This is a genomic window from Streptomyces sp. NPDC053431, from assembly GCF_044544925.1.
Classification (GTDB): Bacteria; Actinomycetota; Actinomycetes; order Streptomycetales; family Streptomycetaceae; genus Streptomyces.
On the sequence record NZ_JBITXX010000020.1, the window covers coordinates 1 to 19,703 of the forward strand.

At 74.2% G+C, this 19,703-nt stretch carries 8 protein-coding genes; 5 read left to right on the forward strand and 3 right to left on the reverse strand.

Annotated elements, in window-relative coordinates:
• The 3 genes from ACIGXE_RS32115 to ACIGXE_RS32125 all read left to right on the forward strand — a co-directional run.
• Positions 1 to 4,820: type I polyketide synthase (locus ACIGXE_RS32115; RefSeq protein ID WP_399752967.1), on the forward strand; the 4,820-nt coding region annotated here is incomplete at its 5' end.
• Position 4,821: 1 nt separating this feature from the next.
• The gene (locus ACIGXE_RS32120; protein WP_399753162.1) at positions 4,822 to 11,136 is read left to right on the forward strand and encodes a type I polyketide synthase; all 6,315 of its coding nucleotides are present in this window, start codon (positions 4,822 to 4,824) and stop codon (positions 11,134 to 11,136) included.
• A 207-nt stretch (positions 11,137 to 11,343) separates the two neighbouring features.
• On the forward strand, positions 11,344 to 11,982 hold the full coding sequence (locus tag ACIGXE_RS32125) for a hypothetical protein (RefSeq protein WP_399752969.1): 639 nt from the start codon (positions 11,344 to 11,346) through the stop codon (positions 11,980 to 11,982).
• Between the two features lie 36 nt (positions 11,983 to 12,018).
• Here ACIGXE_RS32125 and ACIGXE_RS32130 read toward each other — a convergent pair whose 3' ends face one another.
• The 3 genes from ACIGXE_RS32130 to ACIGXE_RS32140 all read right to left on the reverse strand — a co-directional run bounded on the left by ACIGXE_RS32130 (position 12,019) and on the right by ACIGXE_RS32140 (position 16,399).
• Complete coding sequence (locus tag ACIGXE_RS32130; protein ID WP_399752972.1) at positions 12,019 to 12,738, reverse strand: response regulator; 720 nt, start codon at positions 12,736 to 12,738, stop codon at positions 12,019 to 12,021.
• 212 nt (positions 12,739 to 12,950) lie between these two features.
• On the reverse strand, positions 12,951 to 14,696 hold the full coding sequence (locus ACIGXE_RS32135; RefSeq protein WP_399752974.1) for a fatty acyl-AMP ligase: 1,746 nt from the start codon (positions 14,694 to 14,696) through the stop codon (positions 12,951 to 12,953).
• A gap of 17 nt (positions 14,697 to 14,713) precedes the next feature.
• Positions 14,714 to 16,399, reverse strand: a complete 1,686-nt coding sequence (locus ACIGXE_RS32140) for a flavin monoamine oxidase family protein (protein WP_399752977.1) — start codon at positions 16,397 to 16,399, stop codon at positions 14,714 to 14,716.
• 254 nt (positions 16,400 to 16,653) lie between these two features.
• On the opposite strand from ACIGXE_RS32140, the gene ACIGXE_RS32145 reads away from it, so the two are divergent.
• On the forward strand, positions 16,654 to 18,501 hold the full coding sequence (locus ACIGXE_RS32145) for an MDR family MFS transporter (RefSeq protein WP_399752979.1): 1,848 nt from the start codon (positions 16,654 to 16,656) through the stop codon (positions 18,499 to 18,501).
• Entirely contained in the window at positions 18,498 to 19,538 is a 1,041-nt protein-coding gene (locus tag ACIGXE_RS32150) for an aminoglycoside phosphotransferase family protein (RefSeq protein WP_399752981.1), read from the forward strand. The genes ACIGXE_RS32145 and ACIGXE_RS32150 overlap by 4 nt, the downstream gene beginning before the upstream one ends.
• The last annotated feature ends 165 nt before the right edge of the window (positions 19,539 to 19,703 follow it).

Sequence of the window (19,703 nt, forward strand, 5' to 3'; positions counted from 1 at the left end):
CGGTCAACCAGGACGGTGCGTCGAACGGTCTGACGGCCCCGAACGGTCCCTCGCAGCAGCGGGTGATCCGCCAGGCCCTGGCGAACGCGGGCCTGACCACCTCCGATGTGGACGCGGTCGAGGCGCATGGCACGGGTACGACGCTCGGTGACCCGATCGAGGCGCAGTCCCTGCTGGCCACGTACGGTCAGGACCGTCCGGAGGGCGCGGACCCGCTGTGGCTGGGCTCGATCAAGTCGAACATCGGTCACACCCAGGCTGCCGCCGGCGTCGCGGGCATCATCAAGATGGTCATGGCCATGCGCCACGGCACCCTGCCCAAGACCCTCCACGTCGACGAGCCCACCCCGCACGTCGACTGGTCGGCCGGCGCCGTCGAGCTGCTCACCGAGCGCCGTGACTGGCCCGCGACAGGCCGCCCGCGTCGCGCGGGCGTCTCCTCCTTCGGCATCAGCGGCACCAACGCCCACGTCCTCATCGAGCAGGCCCCCGCGCCTGCGGCGGCCGTGACGGACGCCGTACCGCCGGTGGACACGCCGGTCGCGCCGGTCCTCGTGTCCGGCCGGACGTCGGAGGCCCTGCGCGGCCAGGCAGCGAGCCTTCTCTCGTACGTCCAGAACCACCCGGAGGCGGCCGTCGCCGACCTCGGGCTCGCCTCGGCGGTGACGCGTGCGCAGTTCCAGCACCGGGCGGGTGTCATCGCGGGCGACCGCGCCGAGCTGCTGCGCGGGCTGGCGGCGCTCGCCGCCGGCACGGCGGCTCCGGGTGTGGTGACCGGTCAGGCGGTCGGTGGTCGGACGGCGTTCCTGTTCACCGGTCAGGGTGCTCAGCGGGTCGGTATGGGTCGTGAACTGTATGCGGCTTTCCCGGTGTTCGCGGAGGCTTTGGACGAGGTCTGCGCGGTCTTGGACGAGTGGACCGAGTACCCGACGCGTGAGGTCGTGTTCGCTGAGCCGGGTAGCCCGCAGGCTGGCCTGATCGACCGTACGGGTTGCACGCAGGTGGCGTTGTTCGCTGTGGAGGTGGCGCTGTTCCGGCTGGTGGAGTCGTGGGGTCTGAGGCCGGACTTCGTGGCCGGTCACTCGGTGGGCGAGCTGGCCGCCGCGCATGTCGCGGGGGTGGTGTCGCTCGCGGATGCTGCGCGGCTGGTGGCGGCGCGGGGTCGGCTGATGGAGGCGTTGCCGGACGGTGGGGCGATGGCGGCGCTGGAGGCGACGGCCGAGGAGGCCCTGGAGCTGATCGGTGGCCGGGGCGAGGTGGTGTCGATCGCTGCGGTGAACGGTCCGACGTCGGTGGTGGTGTCGGGTGTCGAGTCGGTGGTGGAGGAGATCACGCAGGCCTGGAAGGCGGCCGGTCGCCGCGCCCGGCGGTTGACGGTCTCGCATGCTTTCCATTCGCCGTTGATGGAGCCGATGCTCGCGGAGTTCGCGCGGGTGGCGGAGCAACTGGAATACCGGAAGCCCCGCATTCCGGTGGTGTCGAACGTGTCGGGTGAGCTGGTGGTGTCGTTCGACGCCGGCTACTGGGTCCGTCATGTGCGTGAGGCCGTGCGTTTCGCCGACGGCGTCCAGTTCCTCGCCGGGCAGGGTGTGACGGCGTTCGTGGAGCTGGGTCCCGACGGGGTGTTGTCCGGCATGGGTCAGGGTTGCCTGCCGGAGGACGACCGGGTCTTGTTCGCCCCCGTCTTGCGCAAGGACCGCGATGAGGTCCGTACGCTCACTACGGCGCTCGCGCAAGCCCACACCCATGGTGTCGCTGTCGACTGGCAGGCGGTGTTCGCGGGGCGTGCCGCCCGGCGGGTCGACCTGCCGACCTACGCCTTCCAGCACGAACACCTCTGGCTGCTGTCGGGGACGAACCCCGGTGACCCGGCGAGCCTGGGCCTCGACGCCGCGGGCCATCCCCTTCTGGGCGCGGCGGTCGTCCTGCCGAACGGCGACGGCGCGGTGCTGACGGGGCGGCTGTCGCTGCGGTCGCACCCGTGGCTGGCGGACCACACCGTCATGGGCAACGTGCTCCTCCCGGGCACGGCGTTCGTGGAGCTCGCTTTGCGCGCGGGTGACGAAGTGGGCTGCGACCTGGTCGACGAGCTCACCCTCGCCGCCCCCCTGGTCCTGCCGGAGCAGGGCGCGGTCGACCTGCGGGTCGTCGTCGGCCCGGCCGACGAGGCCGACCGCCGCACCCTCACCGTCCATTCCCGCCGGGAAGGCTCCGAGGCCGACGCGCCCTGGGTCCTCCACGCGACCGGTCGCGTCTCCGAGGCCGGCGGCGGCCAGGCAGGGCTGCCCGAGGTGCTCACCGAGTGGCCGCCGGCCGGTGCGGTCGCGACCGAGGTCGAGGGCGTCTACGACGAGCTGGCCGGTGTCGGTCTCGACTACGGGCCGCTGTTCCAGGGCCTGCGGGCCGCCTGGCGCGGGACGGACGGTGCGGTGTTCGCCGAGGTCGCCCTCCCCGAGGGCACCGACGCGGCCGGCTCGTACGGCATCCACCCGGCGCTGCTCGACGCCGCGCTGCACGCGATCGGCCTCGGCGACCTCGTCGCGGCCGAGGGGGACGACGCGAAGCTGCCGTTCTCGTGGAGCGGCGTGTCTCTCCACGCCACCGGAGCGACGGCCCTGCGCGTACGGATCACCCGGGCCGGCAGCGACAGCGTCACGCTCGCCGTCGCCGACGCCGACGGCGCGCCGGTGGCCACCATCGGCGCCCTCGACCTCCGCACCGTCTCCGCCGAGCAACTCTCCGCGGCCGGCGACGACGGCTCCGCGCGCGACGACCTGTTCCGACTGGAATGGGAGCCGCTCCCGGTGGCACCCGCGTTCCCCTTCGGGCAGTGGGCGGTGCTCGGGGAGGACGGTCTCGGTCTGCTCCCCGCGCTCAAGGGCGTGGAGATCGAGGCCGTGGACCGGGCGACGATCGCCTCGCTCCGCGAGGGCATCGCCGCCGGCGCCCCCGTCCCGTCCGCGGTCCTCGTGCCGCTCGGACATCGTGACGGTCTCGGCGTCCCGGCGGACGCGGGTTCGGGCCCGGACGCGGACATGGACGCGGAGACGGCCGTCAGCGCCCGGTCCGCCGCGCACCACGTGCTCGGTCTCCTGCACGAGTGGCTCGCCGACGACACGTTCGCCGAGACGCCGCTGGTGTTCGTGACCTCGGGCGCGGTCGCGGCAGCGGCCGGCGAGAGCGTCACCGATCTGGTGCACGCCCCCGTCTGGGGTCTGGTCCGTTCGGCGCAGGCCGAGAACCCGGGGCGCTTCCTGCTCGTGGACATGGCCCTGGACATGGCCCTGGACGCGGCCGTGGACGTGGACGTGGACGTGGACGTGGATGCGGCCCTGGACGTCGCCGCCGACGACCTCGCCTCCGTCGACCTCGCCTCCGTCGCCGGGCTCGCCGCGGCGGTCGGTGGCGGTGAGCCGCAGCTGGCGCTCCGCGGTGGCCGAAGCCTCGCGCCGAGGCTCGTACGGGCGGCTGCCACCGGTGACCTGCCGGTGGAGTCCGCAACGGGAGCGTTCGGCGGGGGCACGGTCCTGGTGACGGGTGGTACGGGTGCGCTGGGTGCGCTGGTGGCTCGTCATCTGGTGGCCGAGCACGGGGTGCGGAGTCTGCTGCTGACCAGTCGCCGCGGCGCCGAGGCGCCGGGCGCGACGGAACTGGCCGAGGAGCTGCGGGAGTCGGGTGCGGAGGTCGCCGTCGTCGCCTGCGATGCCGCCGACCGTGAGGCGCTCGCGGCACTGCTCCGGGGAGTCGACCTGTCGGCGGTCGTCCACACCGCCGGCGTCCTCGACGACGGCGTGCTGTCGGCCATGACGCCGGAGCGCCTGGACGCGGTGATGCGTCCGAAGGTCGACGCGGCCCTGAACCTGCACGAGTTGACCCGCGACCTGGACCTGTCCGCCTTCGTCCTCTTCTCCTCCGCCGCCGGCGTGTTCGGCAACCCGGGGCAGTCCAACTACGCGGCCGCCAACACCTTCCTCGACGCCCTCGCCGCCCACCGCCAGTCCCTCGGCCTGCCCGGCCTCTCGCTCGCCTGGGGGCTGTGGGAGAAGGACAGCGGCATGACCACCGACCTGGGCGGCGGCGATGTGCGGCGGATGGCCAGGGACGGTGTGACCGCCCTGCCCGACCGCGACGGCCTCGCCCTCCTGGACGCCTCTCTCGCCGACTCCGGTGCGGCGGCGCTCGTCCCGATCCGGCTCGACCTCGCGGCGCTGCGTGCCGCGGGCGGCGCGGTGCCGCCGCTGCTCGGACGGCTCGTGAAGACCCGGGCCAAGCGCGTGGCGGGCGCGGCCGGCACCGGCGGGGCGGCGCTGCGGGAGCGGCTGGCCGGGCTCACCGGCCCCGAGCGGGAGGCGGTGCTGCTGGAGACGGTCACGTCGGAGGTGGCGGCCGTGCTCGGCTACGCCGGGGCCCAGGAGGTCCAGGCCGACCGGGCCTTCCGCGACCTCGGCTTCGACTCGCTGACGGCGGTGGAACTGCGCAACCGGCTCGGTGAGATCACCGGCCTGCGGCTGGCCGCGACGCTGGTCTTCGACCACCCGTCGCCGGCGGAGCTGGTCGCCCACATCGCGGCCGAACTGGACGAGGCGCAAGGCGAGTCCCCGGTGCTCGCCGACCTCGACCGGCTGGCCCGGACCCTCGAGGAGGCGCGGCCCGACAGCGGACAGCGGGCCCGCGTCACGGCCCGGCTGCGAGCCCTGCTCGTGAGCTGGTCCGAGGGCGGTGAGCCGGAGGACGCGGAGGGCGACATCAGCGGAACGATCGAGTCGGCGAGCGACGACGAGATCTTCGAGTTCATCGGCAAAGAGTTCGGTATCTCCTGACCTGCGAACGACGAGGACGAGACAGACCATGGCGAACGAAGAGAAACTGCGGCACTTCCTCAAGCAGGTCACGGCCGATCTGCACCAGACCCGCCGGCGGCTGGACGAGGAGGAGGCGAAGGCCCACGAGCCGATCGCGATCGTCGGCATCGGCTGCCGCTTCCCCGGCGGGGTCGAGTCGGCCGAGGACCTGTGGGAGCTGGTCGAGCAGGGGCGCGACGGCGTCGTGCCCTTCCCGACCGACCGCGGGTGGGACGTCGACAACGGCGTCCGGCCCCTGACCTGCCGCAGCGGCGGCTTCCTGGAGGACGTGGCCGGGTTCGACCCGGTGTTCTTCGGGATCTCGCCGCGCGAGGCGGCGGCGATGGACCCCCAGCACCGGCTGATGCTCGAAGTGGCCTGGGAGGCCTTCGAACACGCCGGCATCGACCCGACGTCGCTGCGCGGCAGCAGCACCGGCGTGTACGCCGGGCTGATGAACAACTCGGACTACGTGTCGGCGCTGACGACCGTCCCCGAGGGCGTCGAGGCCTTCCTCGGCACCGGCAGCACCGGCAGCATCGTCTCCGGCCGCATCGCCTACACCCTCGGCCTCGAAGGCCCGGCGATCACCGTCGACACGGCCTGCTCCTCGTCGCTGGTGACGCTGCACCTCGCCGTGCGGGCGCTGCGGCAGGGCGACTGCTCCCTGGCGCTGGCCGGTGGTGTCACGGTGATGTGCACCCCGACGACGTTCTTCGAACTGAGCCTGCTCCAGGGCCTCGCCCCCGACGGCCGCTGCAAGTCCTTCGCCGATGCGGCCGACGGCACCGGCTTCGCCGAGGGCGCCGGCATGCTGGTGCTGGAACGCCTGTCGGACGCCCGCCGCAACGGCCACCGCGTGCTCGCGGTGGTCCGCGGCACCGCCGTCAACCAGGACGGCGCCTCCAACGGACTGACCGCCCCCAGCGGCCCGTCCCAGCGCGAGGTCATCCGCGCCGCGCTCGCCGACGCCCGTCTGGCAGCCGATCAGGTCGACGCCGTCGACGCCCACGGCACCGGCACGACGCTCGGCGACCCGATCGAGGCGCAGGCGCTGATGGCGACGTACGGCGCGAGCCGCCCGGAGGGCCGGCCGCTGTGGCTGGGCTCCCTCAAGTCGAACATCGGCCACACCCAGGCCGCGGCCGGCGTCGCCGGCGTGATCAAAATGGTGCAGGCGATACGACACGGGGTGCTGCCCAGGACCCTGCACGTGGACGCGGCCTCGACCAAGGTCGACTGGGCGGACGGCGGCGTCGAGCTGCTGACCGAGGCCCGCCCGTGGCCCGAGACCGGCGCGCCGCGCCGCGCCGGCGTCTCCTCCTTCGGCCTGAGCGGCACGAACGCCCACGCCGTCCTCGAGCAGGCCCCGGACGAACGGGCCCACGCCGGGCAGGCCGCCGCCCAGCCCGCGGCTGCCGGGTCGGCGGCCGCCCGGCCGGCTGTCGCCCCCGAAGGCCAGGCCACCGCTGCCTCCACCCTCGAGAGCCCGGCCGCCGCGCCCGAACCGGCACCCGCGCCCACCCCCTCCCTCCTCCCCACCCCCGTCCTCCTCTCCGCCAAGTCCCCCGAAGCCCTCCGCGGCCAGGCCCGTGCCCTGCGCGTGCATCTGCGCCGGAACCCCGACATCACCCCGTACGAGGCGGGGCGGGCGCTCGTACGGGACCGGGCGGCGTTCGACCACCGGGGCGCGGTCGTCGCCGCCGACCGGGACGAGCTGCTGCGCGGTCTCGCCCTGCTCGCCGACGACGAGACCGGTCCGAACGTGGTGCGCGGGACGGCCCGGCCGGGCACCCGGCCGGTGTTCGTGTTCCCCGGGCACGGCACGCAGTGGGCGGGCATGGCGCTGGGGCTCCTGGAGTCCTCGCCCGTGTTCGCGGAGTCGGTCGCGGCCTGCGACGCGGCGTTCGCCGAGTTCCAGGACTGGTCGGTCGAGGCCGTGCTGCGGGGCGACCCGGCGGCGCCGACCCTGGACCGGATCGACGCCGTGCAGCCCGTGCTGTTCACCATGATGGTGTCCCTGGCCGCCCTGTGGCGTTCGTACGGGATCGAGCCCGGGGCCGTCGTCGGGCACTCGCAGGGCGAGGTCGCCGCGGCCTGTGTGGCGGGCGTGATCAGCCTGCGCGACGGGGCCCGGATCACGGCCGCGCGCAACACGGCCCTGTGCTCGCTGGCCGGCAAGGGCGCCATGGCGTCCGTGCTGGCCGGGCAGGACGAGGTGCTCGCCCGGATCGCCCGCTACGAGGGCCGGCTGTCGGTCGCGGCGGCCAACGGCCCCTCCGCGTGCGTGGTCTCCGGCGACCCGGACGCCGTGGACGCCTTCGTCGCCGCGTGCGACGAGGACCGCGTCCGGGCCCGCCGGATCCGCGGCGCGAACGCGGCCGGCCACTCGGCCCAGGTCGAGGCGCTGCGCGAGCGGCTGCTCGACGAGCTGGCCGTACAGCCCGCCGCCGCCGCGCTGCCGCTCTACTCGACGGTGACCGGCGGCCCGGTCGACACCACGGAGATGGACGGCGACTACTGGTACCGCAACGCCCGGCAGACCGTGCGGTTCGACGCCGCCGCCCGGGCGCTGCTCGCCGACGGCCACCGGGTGTTCGTCGAGGTCGGCCCGCATCCGGTGCTGACCGTCCCGCTCCAGGGCATCGCCGACGACGCCGGTGTCCCCGTCGCCCTGGTCCCCACGCTGCGGCGGGACGAGGGCGGGCCGGACCGGTTCCTCGGCGCGCTCGCCGAGGCGGCCGGCTGCGGTGCGGTACCCGACTGGGACACCGTGTTCCCCGTCGACTGCCGGCCCGTGGAGCTGCCGACGTACGCCTTCCAGCGCGACCGCTACTGGCTCGACAGCGCCCCGACCGCCGGCGACGTGTCGGCCGCGGGGCTCCAGTCCGCCGGGCACCCCCTGCTCTCGGCGGCCCTCACCGTGGCCGACGGCGGCCACACGGTGCTCACCGGGCGCCTCTCGCTGCGCACGCACCCCTGGCTCGCCGACCACGCCGTGGACGACACCGTGCTCGTGCCCGGCACCGCGTTCGTCGAGATGGCCCTGAGCGCGGGGGAGCGGGCCGGCTGCCACCGGCTCGACGAACTGACTCTGGCCGCACCGCTGGTCCTCGCCGCCGACGAGGGGGCCGCCGTGCAGGTCGTCGTCGGCCCGCCGGACGGCGCCGGACGGCGTCCCGTGTCGGTGCACTCCCGCCCCGACGGCGCGCCGGAGGAGCTGCCGTGGACGGCGCACGCCACCGGCGAGCTCGCGCCCGAACCCGTCGCACCCGACTTCGACCTCGCCCCGTGGCCGCCGGCCGGAGCCGAGCCGCTCGCCGTCGACGGCCTCTACGAGCGGCTGCACGCCGCGGGAGTCGGCTACGGCCCGGTCTTCCAGGGCCTGCGTGCCGCCTGGCGGTCCGGCGACGACACCTACGCCGAGATCACCCTGCCCGAGCAGGCCGCGTCCGACGCCGCCCGGTTCGGGCTGCATCCCGCCCTGCTCGACGCGTCCCTGCACGCCGGGATGGTCGGCGCGGAGATCTCCGGTGCGGCGCCGCTGCGGCTGCCGTTCTCGTGGACGGGGGTCTCGCGCCACCGGGACGGCGCCGACCGGCTGCGGATCCGGCTGACCAGGACCGGCGAGCACGCCGTCTCCCTGCGGGCCGCGGACGGCGACGGCACGCCGGTGCTGTCCGCCGACGGACTCGTCGTGCGCGAGGTGCCCGCGGAGGCGCTGCGCGGCGCGGCGGGCCGGCACCACGACACCCTGTTCGCGGTCGACTGGACGCCGGTGGCCACCGCCGGCCGGGCGGACCTCGGCGACTGCGTCGTCGTCGGCCACGACCCGTCCGGCGGCGCCGCCGGCACGCGCCACGAGACGCTCGACGCCCTGATCGAGGCCCTGGAGGCCGGTACTCCCGCCCCGGACCTCGTGCTCCTTCCCCTGCCGGAGACCGCCACGGGCGTTCCGGCGCCCACCGACGTCCACGAGCGCACCACCGAGGCCCTGCGCCTGCTCAAGGCCTGGCTGGCGTGTGCGGCCGCCGCCGGGACCCGGCTCGCGTTCGTCACGCGGAACGCCGTCGCCGCCCGGCCGGGGGAGGAGGTCGCCGGTCTGGCCCACGCGGCCGTGTGGGGACTCGTACGGTCCGCGCAGTCGGAGAACCCCGGCCGGTTCGCCCTGGTCGACCTCGACGTGGCCGTCGGCGACGCCGCTGCCGGGCGGGCGCTCGCCGCCGCACTCGCGAGCGGGGAGCCGCAGACCGCGGTGCGGGACGGCGCCGTCAGCGCGCCGAGGCTGGTCCGGCCCGCCGTCGACGTCCCGGGGGCCGGCCCCGTGGTCGATCCCGCGGGCACGGTGCTCGTCACCGGGGCGAGCGGCACCCTGGGTGCGCTGGTCGCCCGGCATCTGGTGGCCGAGCACGGGGTGCGCCACCTGCTGCTGACCAGCCGGCGCGGCGCGGCCGCCGAGGGCGCCGCCGCGCTGCGCGACGAACTGGCCGCGCTCGGTGCCGAGGTCGCGTTCGAGGCCTGCGACACCGCGGACCGCGAGGCGGTGGCGGCGCTGCTCGCGGGGATCCCGGCGGACCGTCCGCTGACCGCCGTCGTGCACAGCGCGGGCGTACTCGACGACGGTGTCCTCGACACGCTGACGCCCGAGCGGCTGAGCGCGGTCCTGCGGCCCAAGGTGGACGCCGCCCTGCACCTGCACGAGCTGACCCGCGACCTGGACCTGTCGGCGTTCGTCCTGTTCTCGTCCGCCGCCGGTGTCGCCGGTAACCCGGGCCAGGCCAACTACGCCGCCGCCAACGCCTTCCTCGACGCGCTCGCCGCGCACCGGCAGGCGCTCGGGCTGCCCGCGAGCTCCCTCGCCTGGGGCCTGTGGAACGAGCGCAGCGGCATGGCCGGCGACCGCGACGACGAGGAGCTGAAGGCGGCGCTGCGGACCGGCATCGCCGGGCTCGACACCGAGGAGGGGCTCGCGCTCTTCGACCTGGCGCTGCGCTCAGGGCGGGACCATCTGGTGCCGATGCGGCTGGACTTCGGCGCCCTCCGCGCCCGACTCGACGAGGTGCCGCCGCTGCTGCGTGGCCTGATCAGGGTGCCGCCGCGGCGCTCCGGACCGACGGACGGCGCAGCACGGGAGTTCCAGGACCGGCTGGAGCGCTCCGGCGAGGCCGAACGGCCCACCGTGGTAATGGAGTTCCTGCGGACGCAGGTGGCCTCCGTGCTGGCGCTGCCCGACGCCGGATCGGTCGACCCCGAGCGGCCTTTCCTGGAGATGGGCTTCGACTCGCTGACCGCGGTCGAGCTCCGCAACCGGCTGGCCAGGGCGGCCGGTGTCCCGCTGCCGCCGACGGTCGTCTTCGAGAACCCGACGCCGGCCGCGCTCGCCACGTACATCGCGGGCGCCGTCGCCGCCGCACAGGCCGCCGGACCCCACGCCGGCGGCGCGGCGGCCGTCGCGCCGGCCGCCCCGCGGGACACGAGCGTGTTCGGACCGATGGCCCGGGTCGCCGTCCGGACGGACCGGCTGGCCGAGTTCACCGGGCTGCTGTCCGCCGCCTCGGAGTTCCGGCCGGTGTTCACCTCCGGCGACGAACTGAGCGGTGAGCTCGACGTCGTACGCCTCGCGAAGGGACCCGCCGGCCCCGGCCTGGTGTGCATCCCGTCCGTCCTCGCGATGTCGGGGCCGCACGAGTACGCGCGGTTCGCGGCCGCGCTGCGCGAGGTGCGGGACGTGTCGGTGCTGCCGGCGCCCGGCTTCCTTGCCGGGGAGCTGTTCCCGGCGAGCGTGGCGGCCCTCGCCGCGGCGCACGCGGACGCCCTGCTCGCCCACGCCGGCGAGGCGCCGTTCGCGGTCGCCGCGCACTCCTCCGGCGGACTCCTCGCCCACGCCCTCGTACGGGAGTTGGAGGGCCGAGGGGTGCGTCCCGAGGCGCTGGTGCTGATGGATGTGTACGCGCCGAGCCGGAAGGCGTTCGACGGCATCGAGAGCCGGCTGGCCGACGGCCTGGGCGGGGACACGGGTGGCTTCCTGCCCATGGACGACGCGCGTCTGACGGCCATGGGCGGCTACTTCCGGCTCTTCGGGCAGTGGCGTCCCGAGCCCGTCGAGACCCCGACGCTGCTGGTGCGCGCCGAGGCGCCGCTGGCGGCCTGGGCGGCGGGCGACGACTGGCGTTCGCGCTGGGAGCACCCGCACGACGTCGTCGACACCGCCGGCGACCACTTCTCGATGATGGAGGACCACGCCGCGAGCACCGCCGTGGCGGTGGACCGATGGCTCGCCGCTCGGGCCGGCTGAGGAACCGGGGAGCGCGGCCGGACGGTCCGGGTCCACCCCGGGTCCACCCCGGGTCCACCCCCGAGGTGGACCCGGGGGTGGAGAGAACTCCCCTCCCGTCCGGTCCCGTTCCTCCACCACCGGGCCCAGGAAACCGTGGCCGCCCGGACGTAATTTCGATCTCGACGAGAAAAGCCCCTGTCCCTGGGGCGGATGAAGGGGGCTCACATGAGTGACGCCATGCAGGAGGCGCTGCTGCTCAGCGGCGCGCTGTTCGCCATCGTGATGCTGACGCAGGTCGGCCGGCACAGCTTCGGCTGGATCAAGTTCAGCGTGTCCATGGGCTTCACGCTCTACCTGTACTGGGACACGTACGAGCGGACCCCGTACACCGCGGCGAACTACACGGCCGCGCTGGTCGGCACCCTGATCGGCGCCGGCATCGGGTACTTCCTGATGCGGACCATGGTCGTCTACCGCAACGAGCAGAAGAAGAACAAGGTCTACACCCGCGCCGGCTGGGCCTACCTCGGCATCTGGGTCGCCGTCCTGGTCCTGCGCACCTGCTTCCTGCTGGGGCTCGAGAACTCCGACGCGTTCGCCGAGCGGGTCGGCAAGTTCATGATCGAGAACAACCTGGGTTCGGACGGCATCGCCGCCTTCTTCGTCATGATGGCGATGACGATGGTCGGCTACCGCACCCTGGTCTGCCTCATCCGGGCCCGGCGCCTGCCGCCGGCCCCCCAGACCCCGTCCGGCGAGTCCGCCGGTACGGACACGACGCCCGCGACGGGCCCGGAGCGAACCGGGGAATCCCCCGTCACCGGTTCCGCCGCCGTCGCGCGCGACGGGGCGACGACCGCCTGACGGTCCGCCCCGCCCCGCTGACCCGGCTCTGACTCCTCAGGGCCGGGTCAGCCCTTGTTGGAAGGCGTAGCGCACGGCGTCGGCCCGGTTGCGCGCGTCGATCTTCGCGAACGCGTTGTTGATGTGGGTCTTGACGGTCGTCTCCTCGATGAACAGCGCGGAGGCGATCTCGCTGTTGCTCAACCCCTCGGCGATCAGCCGCAGTACGTCCACCTCACGGGCCGTCAGACCGTCGGGGAAGACCCGTCGGCGGTTCGACCGGGGCTGCTCCGGCGCGGCCGGTGCGGCCTCCACCGGGGCCGGCGGCGGGGACGCGGCGAGCGCGGCCGCGAGCCGGCGGGTGATCGTGGGATCGAACGTGGACTGGCCGTGCGCCGAGTTCCGGATCGCCATCGCGATCTGCTCACGGTTGGCGTCCTTGGTGAGGTAGCCGCGTGCGCCGGCGCTCAGCGCGGCGGCGATCGACTCGTCGTCGGCGTAGGTGGACAGGGCGAGGACGGTCACGTCCGGGTGATCGGCGAGGATGCGGGCGGTCGCCTCCGCGCCGCCCATCTTCGGCATCCGCAGGTCCATCAGGACCACCCGCGGCCGGGTCTCCGCGACCATGCGGACCGCTTCGGCGCCGTCCGAGGCTCCGCCGACGACCTCGATGTCGTCCATCAGGTCGAGCAGGGACATCAGTCCCTCGCGGACGAGCTGCTGGTCGTCCACGACCAGGACCCGGACCGGCCCGCCCGTCTGTTCCGTCTCGCTCACGCGCAAACCCCCGTAGTCGTGCTGTTCGTTCCGTCGTCGGTGCGTCGTGCAGCGACGAACCTATCGCGTGGACGACGCAGGGCACGGGCCCGCGGCTCCCGGAGGACGTCTCCGGCGAAGCGGCGGGCCCGTGCCCTTGGTTGTGCCCTTGGTTGTGCCCTTGGTCGTGCCCTTGGTCGTGCTCTTGGTCGTGCTCTTGATAGAGGGGCGGTTCAGCGGCCGGCGGCCTGCGCCAGCTCGCCCGCCAGGTACAGCGCACGGCAGGCGCGTCGCTGCACCTTGCCGCTGGTCGTGCGCGGCAGCGCGCCGCGGCGGATGAGGAGCACCTCGTCCGCCCGCAGCCGCTGCCCGTCCCGGACGGCGGCCCGCACGTGCTCGCGGACCTGCTCGGGACCGTGGGAGCGCAGCACCCGGCCGTCCGTCTCCACCACGACCACCAGGCGCTCGGTGGCGCCGTCGTCGACGGAGAACGCGGCGGCGCAGTTGGGGCGCAGCCCCTCGACGGCCTTCTCCGCGGACAGCTCGATGTCCTGCGGGTAGAAGTTGCGGCCGTTGCGGATGATGACGTCCTTGAGGCGGCCGGCCACGAACAGTTCCCCGTCGTGCGTGAAGCCCAGGTCGCCGGTGCGCAGGTACGGGACACCGGGCTCGCCCGCCACCTCGGCGCCGAAGGTCTCCCGGGTCTCCTCCGCGCGGTCCCGGTAGCCCCGGGCCACGCACGGTCCGGAGATCCAGATCTCGCCGATCGCGTCCTCGGGCCGGGCCTCACCGGTGGCCGGGTCGACGATCCGTACGCGGGTGGGGGACGCGGCCGCCCCGGCGCCGACCAGCGGCTGGGCGCCGTCCGCGGCGGCGTCGCGCGGCTCCGGGCGGCCCTCCAGGAGCGCCTCGCTGTCGACCCACAGCACGGTGGGCGGCCGGTCGGCGGGGGAGGCGGTGGCCTTGAGGGTGTTCTCGGCCAGTCCGTAGCCGGGGCACATGGCCTCCGGTGCGAAACCGGCCGGGGCGAAGGCCTCGGTGAAGGCGCGTACGGCCCGGTGCCGTACGGGCTCCGCGCCGTTGGCGGCCACCCGCCAGGCGGACAGGTCCAGGGGCGCGCGGGGACCGTTCTCGGCGAGGTCGGCGACGCACAGCTCGTACGCGAAGCTGGGCGCGGCGGCGTGCGTGCCGCGGTAGCGGGTGAGCGCCTCCAGCCAGCGCAGCGGCCTGCGGATGAACGCGGCCGGCTCCATCAGGTAGGCGGGTACGCCCGAGCACAGCGGCAGCAGCACGCCGAACAGCATGCCCATGTCGTGGAAGAGCGGCAGCCAGGAGACGACGACGCCGTCCGGGCCGGTCGGCCAGATGTCCTCGGTCTCGGCCACGTTGTGCAGGAAGTTGGCGTGCGTGACCAGCACGGCCTTGGGGTGCCCGGTGGAGCCCGAGGTGTACTGGAGCAGGGCCACGTCGTCCGGTCCGGGCGCGGGCCCGTCCCAGCCGGCAGGGCCCGCGGGCAGCGACTCGGTGTCGACCAGACGCAGTCCGGCGAGCTCCGGCACACCGGCGAAGCGTTCCTCCAGGTCCTGCTTGATCGCGCCGGTGGTGAGGATCGTGGTGGTCCCGGCGTCGTCGGCGATCCGCCGGAGCCGGTCCAGGCCGCGGCGCCGGGTGGGCACCTGGACGGGGGCCGGGGCCACCGTCGCGTACATGCAGCCGAGCAGGGTGCGGACGAACTCGATGCCCGACGGGTACAGCAGGACGGCGCTGTCGCCGGCGCCGAGTCCGACGGCGGCCAGGGCGGCGGCCCGGGCGCGGGCCTCCGTCTCCAGCGCGCGGTAGGTGATCGTGTCGTCGGGTGTCTCGCCGTCCCGTAGGTAGACGTAGGCGGTCTCGTCCGGCTGCTTGACGCTGCGCAGGGCGAGGGCCTCCGTCACGGTGAGCGCGGGGGCCGGAGGATGGTCCGGGCGGAAGAGGGACATGTGGTGGGTCCTGTTCTTCAGTCGTAGGGGAGTACAACCGGAGCGAGGAGGTCGAAGAGGTCACCGGGGCCGGGGTTCGCGGGATGCGTGCGTCCGCCGAGCCGGTGCAGGACGCCCCAGACCGCGTTGAGCGCGGTGGTCACCGCGCCCTCGGCGAAGCCGGGGGTCCAGGAGATGCCGTCGCCGCAGAGGAAGAGCCCGCCGTGCCCGGAGCCGGCGGCGTCGCCGGCTCCGTCGGTGCCGCGCGCCTCGTGCGCGAACTGGGTGAACAGACGCCGCTGGTAGCGGTACTGGCCGGGCAGGCCGGCGCGGAAGGCGCCCATGAAGTGCGGCTCGGTCTCCCAGGTGACGCCGACCGGGCCGTCGATGATGTGCGAGCGGATGTCGACGCCCGGGTAGATGTCGGCGAGCCGGGCGAGCAGCACGTCGAGCCGCTCCCGCTCCGACAGGGTCGCGAACTTCAGCGAGTCGTCGTTCCACGTGTACGACAGGCACATCACGCCGGGCCGGTCGGGGCCCTGGTCGAAGAGGTACACGCCGCGGGCGGCGCGGTCGGTGAGGGTCATGCCCATGGTCTCCCGGCCGGTGCGCGGGTCGATGTCGCGCCAGAACGGGCGGTCGGTGAGCACGAACAGCTTGGAACTGCCCATGTAGTGGGTGCGTTCGACGGCGATCCACTGGTCGGTGGAGAGCAGCGACGGGTCGCAGTCGACGCGGTTCAGCAGGGTCCACACGTGGGGCGTGAACACGACGGCGGAGTGCCGGTGGACCGCGCCCGAGGCGTCGGTGAGCTCGATCTCGGGGCCGTGGGCCCGCAGGGCCGTCACCCCGGGCCGGGGGGCGCCGCCGTGCAGGGAGGCGAGCGTCGTGCCGGCCGGCCAGTGGACCAGGTCCTCGGGGGAGCGGGTCCACAGCCCTCGCGGAACCCGCTCGGAGCCGCCGTCGATGAGCAGGTGATCGGTGTCGGCGTCGGTGACGACGACCCGCAGGATCTCCAGCATCGAGTTGGGGAAGTCGGTGTCCCAGCCGCCGCTGCCGAAGCCGACCTGGCCGAAGATCTCGCGGTACCGGAACGAGCGGAACGCGGGCGAGGTGGCCAGGAAGCCGTGGAACGACGTGTCGTCGTACTCGCCCACGAGCCGGTTCCACACGCTCTTCAGGGTGGCCGTGTCCCGGTCCTGGACGGCGCCGCGCAGCACGGAGAGCTCCGCGCGCTCCTGCAGGGACTTGTCCCAGGCGGTGGACACCTCGTGGAAGACGGACGGGAGGTCGGCGGCGGTCCGCGCCCACTCCCGCCGTCCGGCGAGGTCGATCACCGTCGTCGGCGTGCCCGCGGCGAGCGGGTTCGGGAACGGGCGCGTGCCGAGGCCGAGCAGGTCGACGTAGTGGAACAGCGCACGCGCCGACACGGGGAAGCGCATCGCGCCCATCTCGGCCACGCTCGACGGGTCGCTCGGGAACGGCACGGACCGCATGCGGCCGCCGATCCGGCCCGCCTCGTACACGACGGGGCGCAGCCCGAGCCGCAACAGCTCGTGGGCGGCCGTCATGCCGGCCATGCCGGCGCCGACGACGGCGACCTCCGTGCCGTGGACTTCCGGCGGCAGCGAGCCGAGGCCCGCCGGATGGCGGAGCCAGTCGTCGTAGGCGAAAGGGAAATCCGGTACGAGCATGGTCACCGGAGGGGAACTGGCTGGCATCATCGAGAACACCTCTCGGGCCGTGCACGAAATCCGGATCGGAAGGCGGCGGAATCCGGCGGACGTCCTAAATTGAGCCGAGTCGGTCCCCGCCCCCACAACCCCTAGTCGCCCCAGTGCCAAAGGCCCCGATAGGGGCTTGCCCCGCCGTATTGCCTCCCTTCACTCTGAAGGCTCAGACCGTCGGGGAATTCCGTGTGAAGCGCGCAGTCGGAATGCGCGGCTGTCCGGCGGCGGACACCGAGGGGGACGCACGCATGACAACGGCACCGCGCGACGAGGGGACTCCGGGCGGGGAGGGCCCGCCGCACCTCGCGAACCCGGGGCTCGTCGCCGAGCCGCCGGCCGTCGCGAAGGCCGCGAAGGAAGCGAACGCCGCGAAGGAAGCGGACGCCGCGAAGGGAGCGGACACGGCGGAGGAAGCGGCCGCGGCGGACGCGGCGCCCGTCGCGGCCCGACAGGCCGCCGAGGACGGGGTGTCGCAGGAGGAGCGCGAGCGCAACCACCGGCTGATCATGGCGGTCATGCCCGGCCTGATGGCCGGCATGTTCCTGTCGGCGCTCGACCAGATGGTCATGAGCGCCTCGATCCGCACGATCGCCGACGACCTCGGCGGCCTCCAGCTGCAGGCCTGGGTGACCACCGCGTACCTGATCACCTCCACGGTGACCACCCCGCTGTACGGCAAGCTGTCCGACATCTACGGCCGCAAGCCGCTGTTCGTCGCCGCCGTCGTGCTGTTCACCGCAGGCTCCCTCGCCTGCGCCGCGGCCGACACGATGCACCAACTGGCCCTGTTCCGGGGCCTGCAGGGCCTCGGCGGCGGCGGACTCACCGCCGTCGCCATGGCGATCACCGCCGATCTCGTACCGCCCAGGGACCGGGCCCGCTACCAGGGCATGTCGATGGGCGTCTGGCTGTCCGCGAGCCTCCTCGGCCCGCTGATCGGCGGCCTGTTCGCCGGCGCCGGCGACGTCCTCGGCCTGTCCGGCTGGCGCTGGATCTTCCTGATCAACGCGCCCGTCGCGGCCGTCGCGCTGGTGGTGATCGTGCGGGTGCTGAACGTGCCGCACCACGTCCGGTCGCGGCGCATCGACCACTGGGGCGCCACGACCATCACCGGCGGCACCGTCCCGCTGCTGCTCCTCGCCGAGCAGGGCCAGGAACGCGGCTGGACCTCCGCCTGGTCGCTGACCTGTGCCGGGCTCGGCGCCGTCGGCTACCTCGGATTCGTGCTGGTGGAACGGCGGATGGGCGCGGACGCGCTGATCCCGCTGCACCTCTTCCGGATCCCCACGTTCAGCGTCGCCGTCGCCGTCTCGATGCTGGTCGGCGGCGGCATGTTCGGCGCGATCTCCGTCGTCCCGCTGTACCTGCAGATCGTCGGCGGCCACGCGCCCGTCACAGCGGGCCTGATGATGCTGCCGATGATGGCCGGCGTCGTCATCTCGACGATCTGGTCCAGCAAGGTCCTCAAGAGCGGCGGCAGTTACAAGATGTTCCCGGTGATCGGCGCGGTCGTCACCGGCGCCGGCATGCTCGTCTTCCGCACGGCGGGACCCGACACCCCGGCCTGGGTGCCGATGCTGGTCCTCGTCGCCTTCGGCATCGGCATCGGCAACTGCACCCGCACCCTCATGGTCGCCGCGCAGAACTCGGTGCCGGTCGCCGACATCGGCACCGCCACCGCCTCGCTCACCTTCTTCCGGCAGGTGGCCGGGGTGTTCGGGGTGGCGCTGTTCCTGTCGGTGCTGTTCGCGGCGCTGCCCGGCCGGCTCGCCGAGGCCGCCGCCCGGCCCGAGGTCGCGGCCGTCGCGGCCGACCCGGCCGTCGCCCGCGATCCGCGGAACGCGCCGTTCTTCGAGATCGAGGACGGATCCCGGCGCCGGCTGGAGGACTCCTCCTTCCTCGACCACGCCGACGCCCGGCTGACCGGCCCGTTCCGTGCGGCCTTCGACGACGCGACCGACCTGGTGTTCCTCATCGGAGGCGGCGTCATGGGCGTCACCGCCGTCCTCGCCCTGTTCCTCAGGGAAGTCCCGCTGCGCGAACTGAGCGCGGCCCAACTCGCCGAGCGGGAAACCGCCGCCAAGGAGTACGCATGACCCTCGCAGAAGCCGTCGACCAGCCACTGGGCCGGATCACGGAGACCGACACCGCCGGCTTCGACGCGGTGACCCCCTGGGCCGAGGACGCCTGGCGCGCCGAGGCGATGGCCTGGGTCGCCGAGAACCTCGCCCGGCGCGGCCTCACCCCGGCCGCGGACGGACTGCGGGTGCGGCTGCGCCCCTGGTCCGTCCTGGTGCGGGTGCCCGTCCGGGGCGGCTCGTGCGTCTGGTTCAAGGCCAATCCGCCGGCCTCCCGCTTCGAGGCACGACTCGCCGAGGCCCTGCACACCTGGGTGCCCGGCCAGGTCCTCGCCCCGCTCGCCGTGGACACCGAGCGCGGCTGGACCCTCCACCCCGACGGCGGCGAACTCTTCGGCGACCTCGCCGCAGACCCGCAGGCCTGGCAGGACGCGCTGCTCCAGTACGCGGTGCTCCAGCGCACGGTGGCCGCGCACCACGACGAACTCCTCGCCTTCGGGCTCCCCGACCTGCGGCCCGCCCTGCTCGGCCCGGTCTTCGGCATGCTGACGCACCGCACCGGCGGCCTCGACGACCAGGTGCACGGCGCCCTCAAGCGGCTGGCCGGCCGGTTCGCCGGCTGGTGCGCCGAGCTCGACGCCTCCGGCATCCCGGCCACGCTCGACCACTCCGACCTCCAGGAGGGCCAGATGTTCCGGGCCGGCGGCGGCTCGTACGTCTTCCACGACTGGGACGCGGCCTCGGTGGCCATGCCCTTCACCAGCCTGCTCGTCGTGGCCCGGGTCGTCCGCGAGCGCTTCGGCGACGAGGCGCCCGCCGTGCTCGCCCGGCTGCGGGACGTCTACCTGGAGCCGTGGACCGACGACGGCCACTCCCTGACCGAGCTGCGCCGGCTCGCCGACCTCGCCACCCGGGTCGGCCCCATGGGCCGGGCCGTGCGGGCCCTCGCCCCGGGACGCATGTTCCCGGGCAGCGAGCTCGACCTGCGGGCCATGCACTCGGTCGGCGTCCAGGAGGGTCTCGCCGCCGCCTGCGGTCTGATGCTCGCCGACTGAACCACCAGGCACGAGGCCCCGCGGCCCGGTATCCGCCCCTGCGGCGGGATACCGGGCCGCGCTGCTTCCCACCCGCATTAGCCCATTCCCGGCGCAGATCCTAGGGGCGATTAGGGGGTTGTTGCCGAACTCGCGTCCTCGATAGCGTCCGAAGCCGAAGATCCC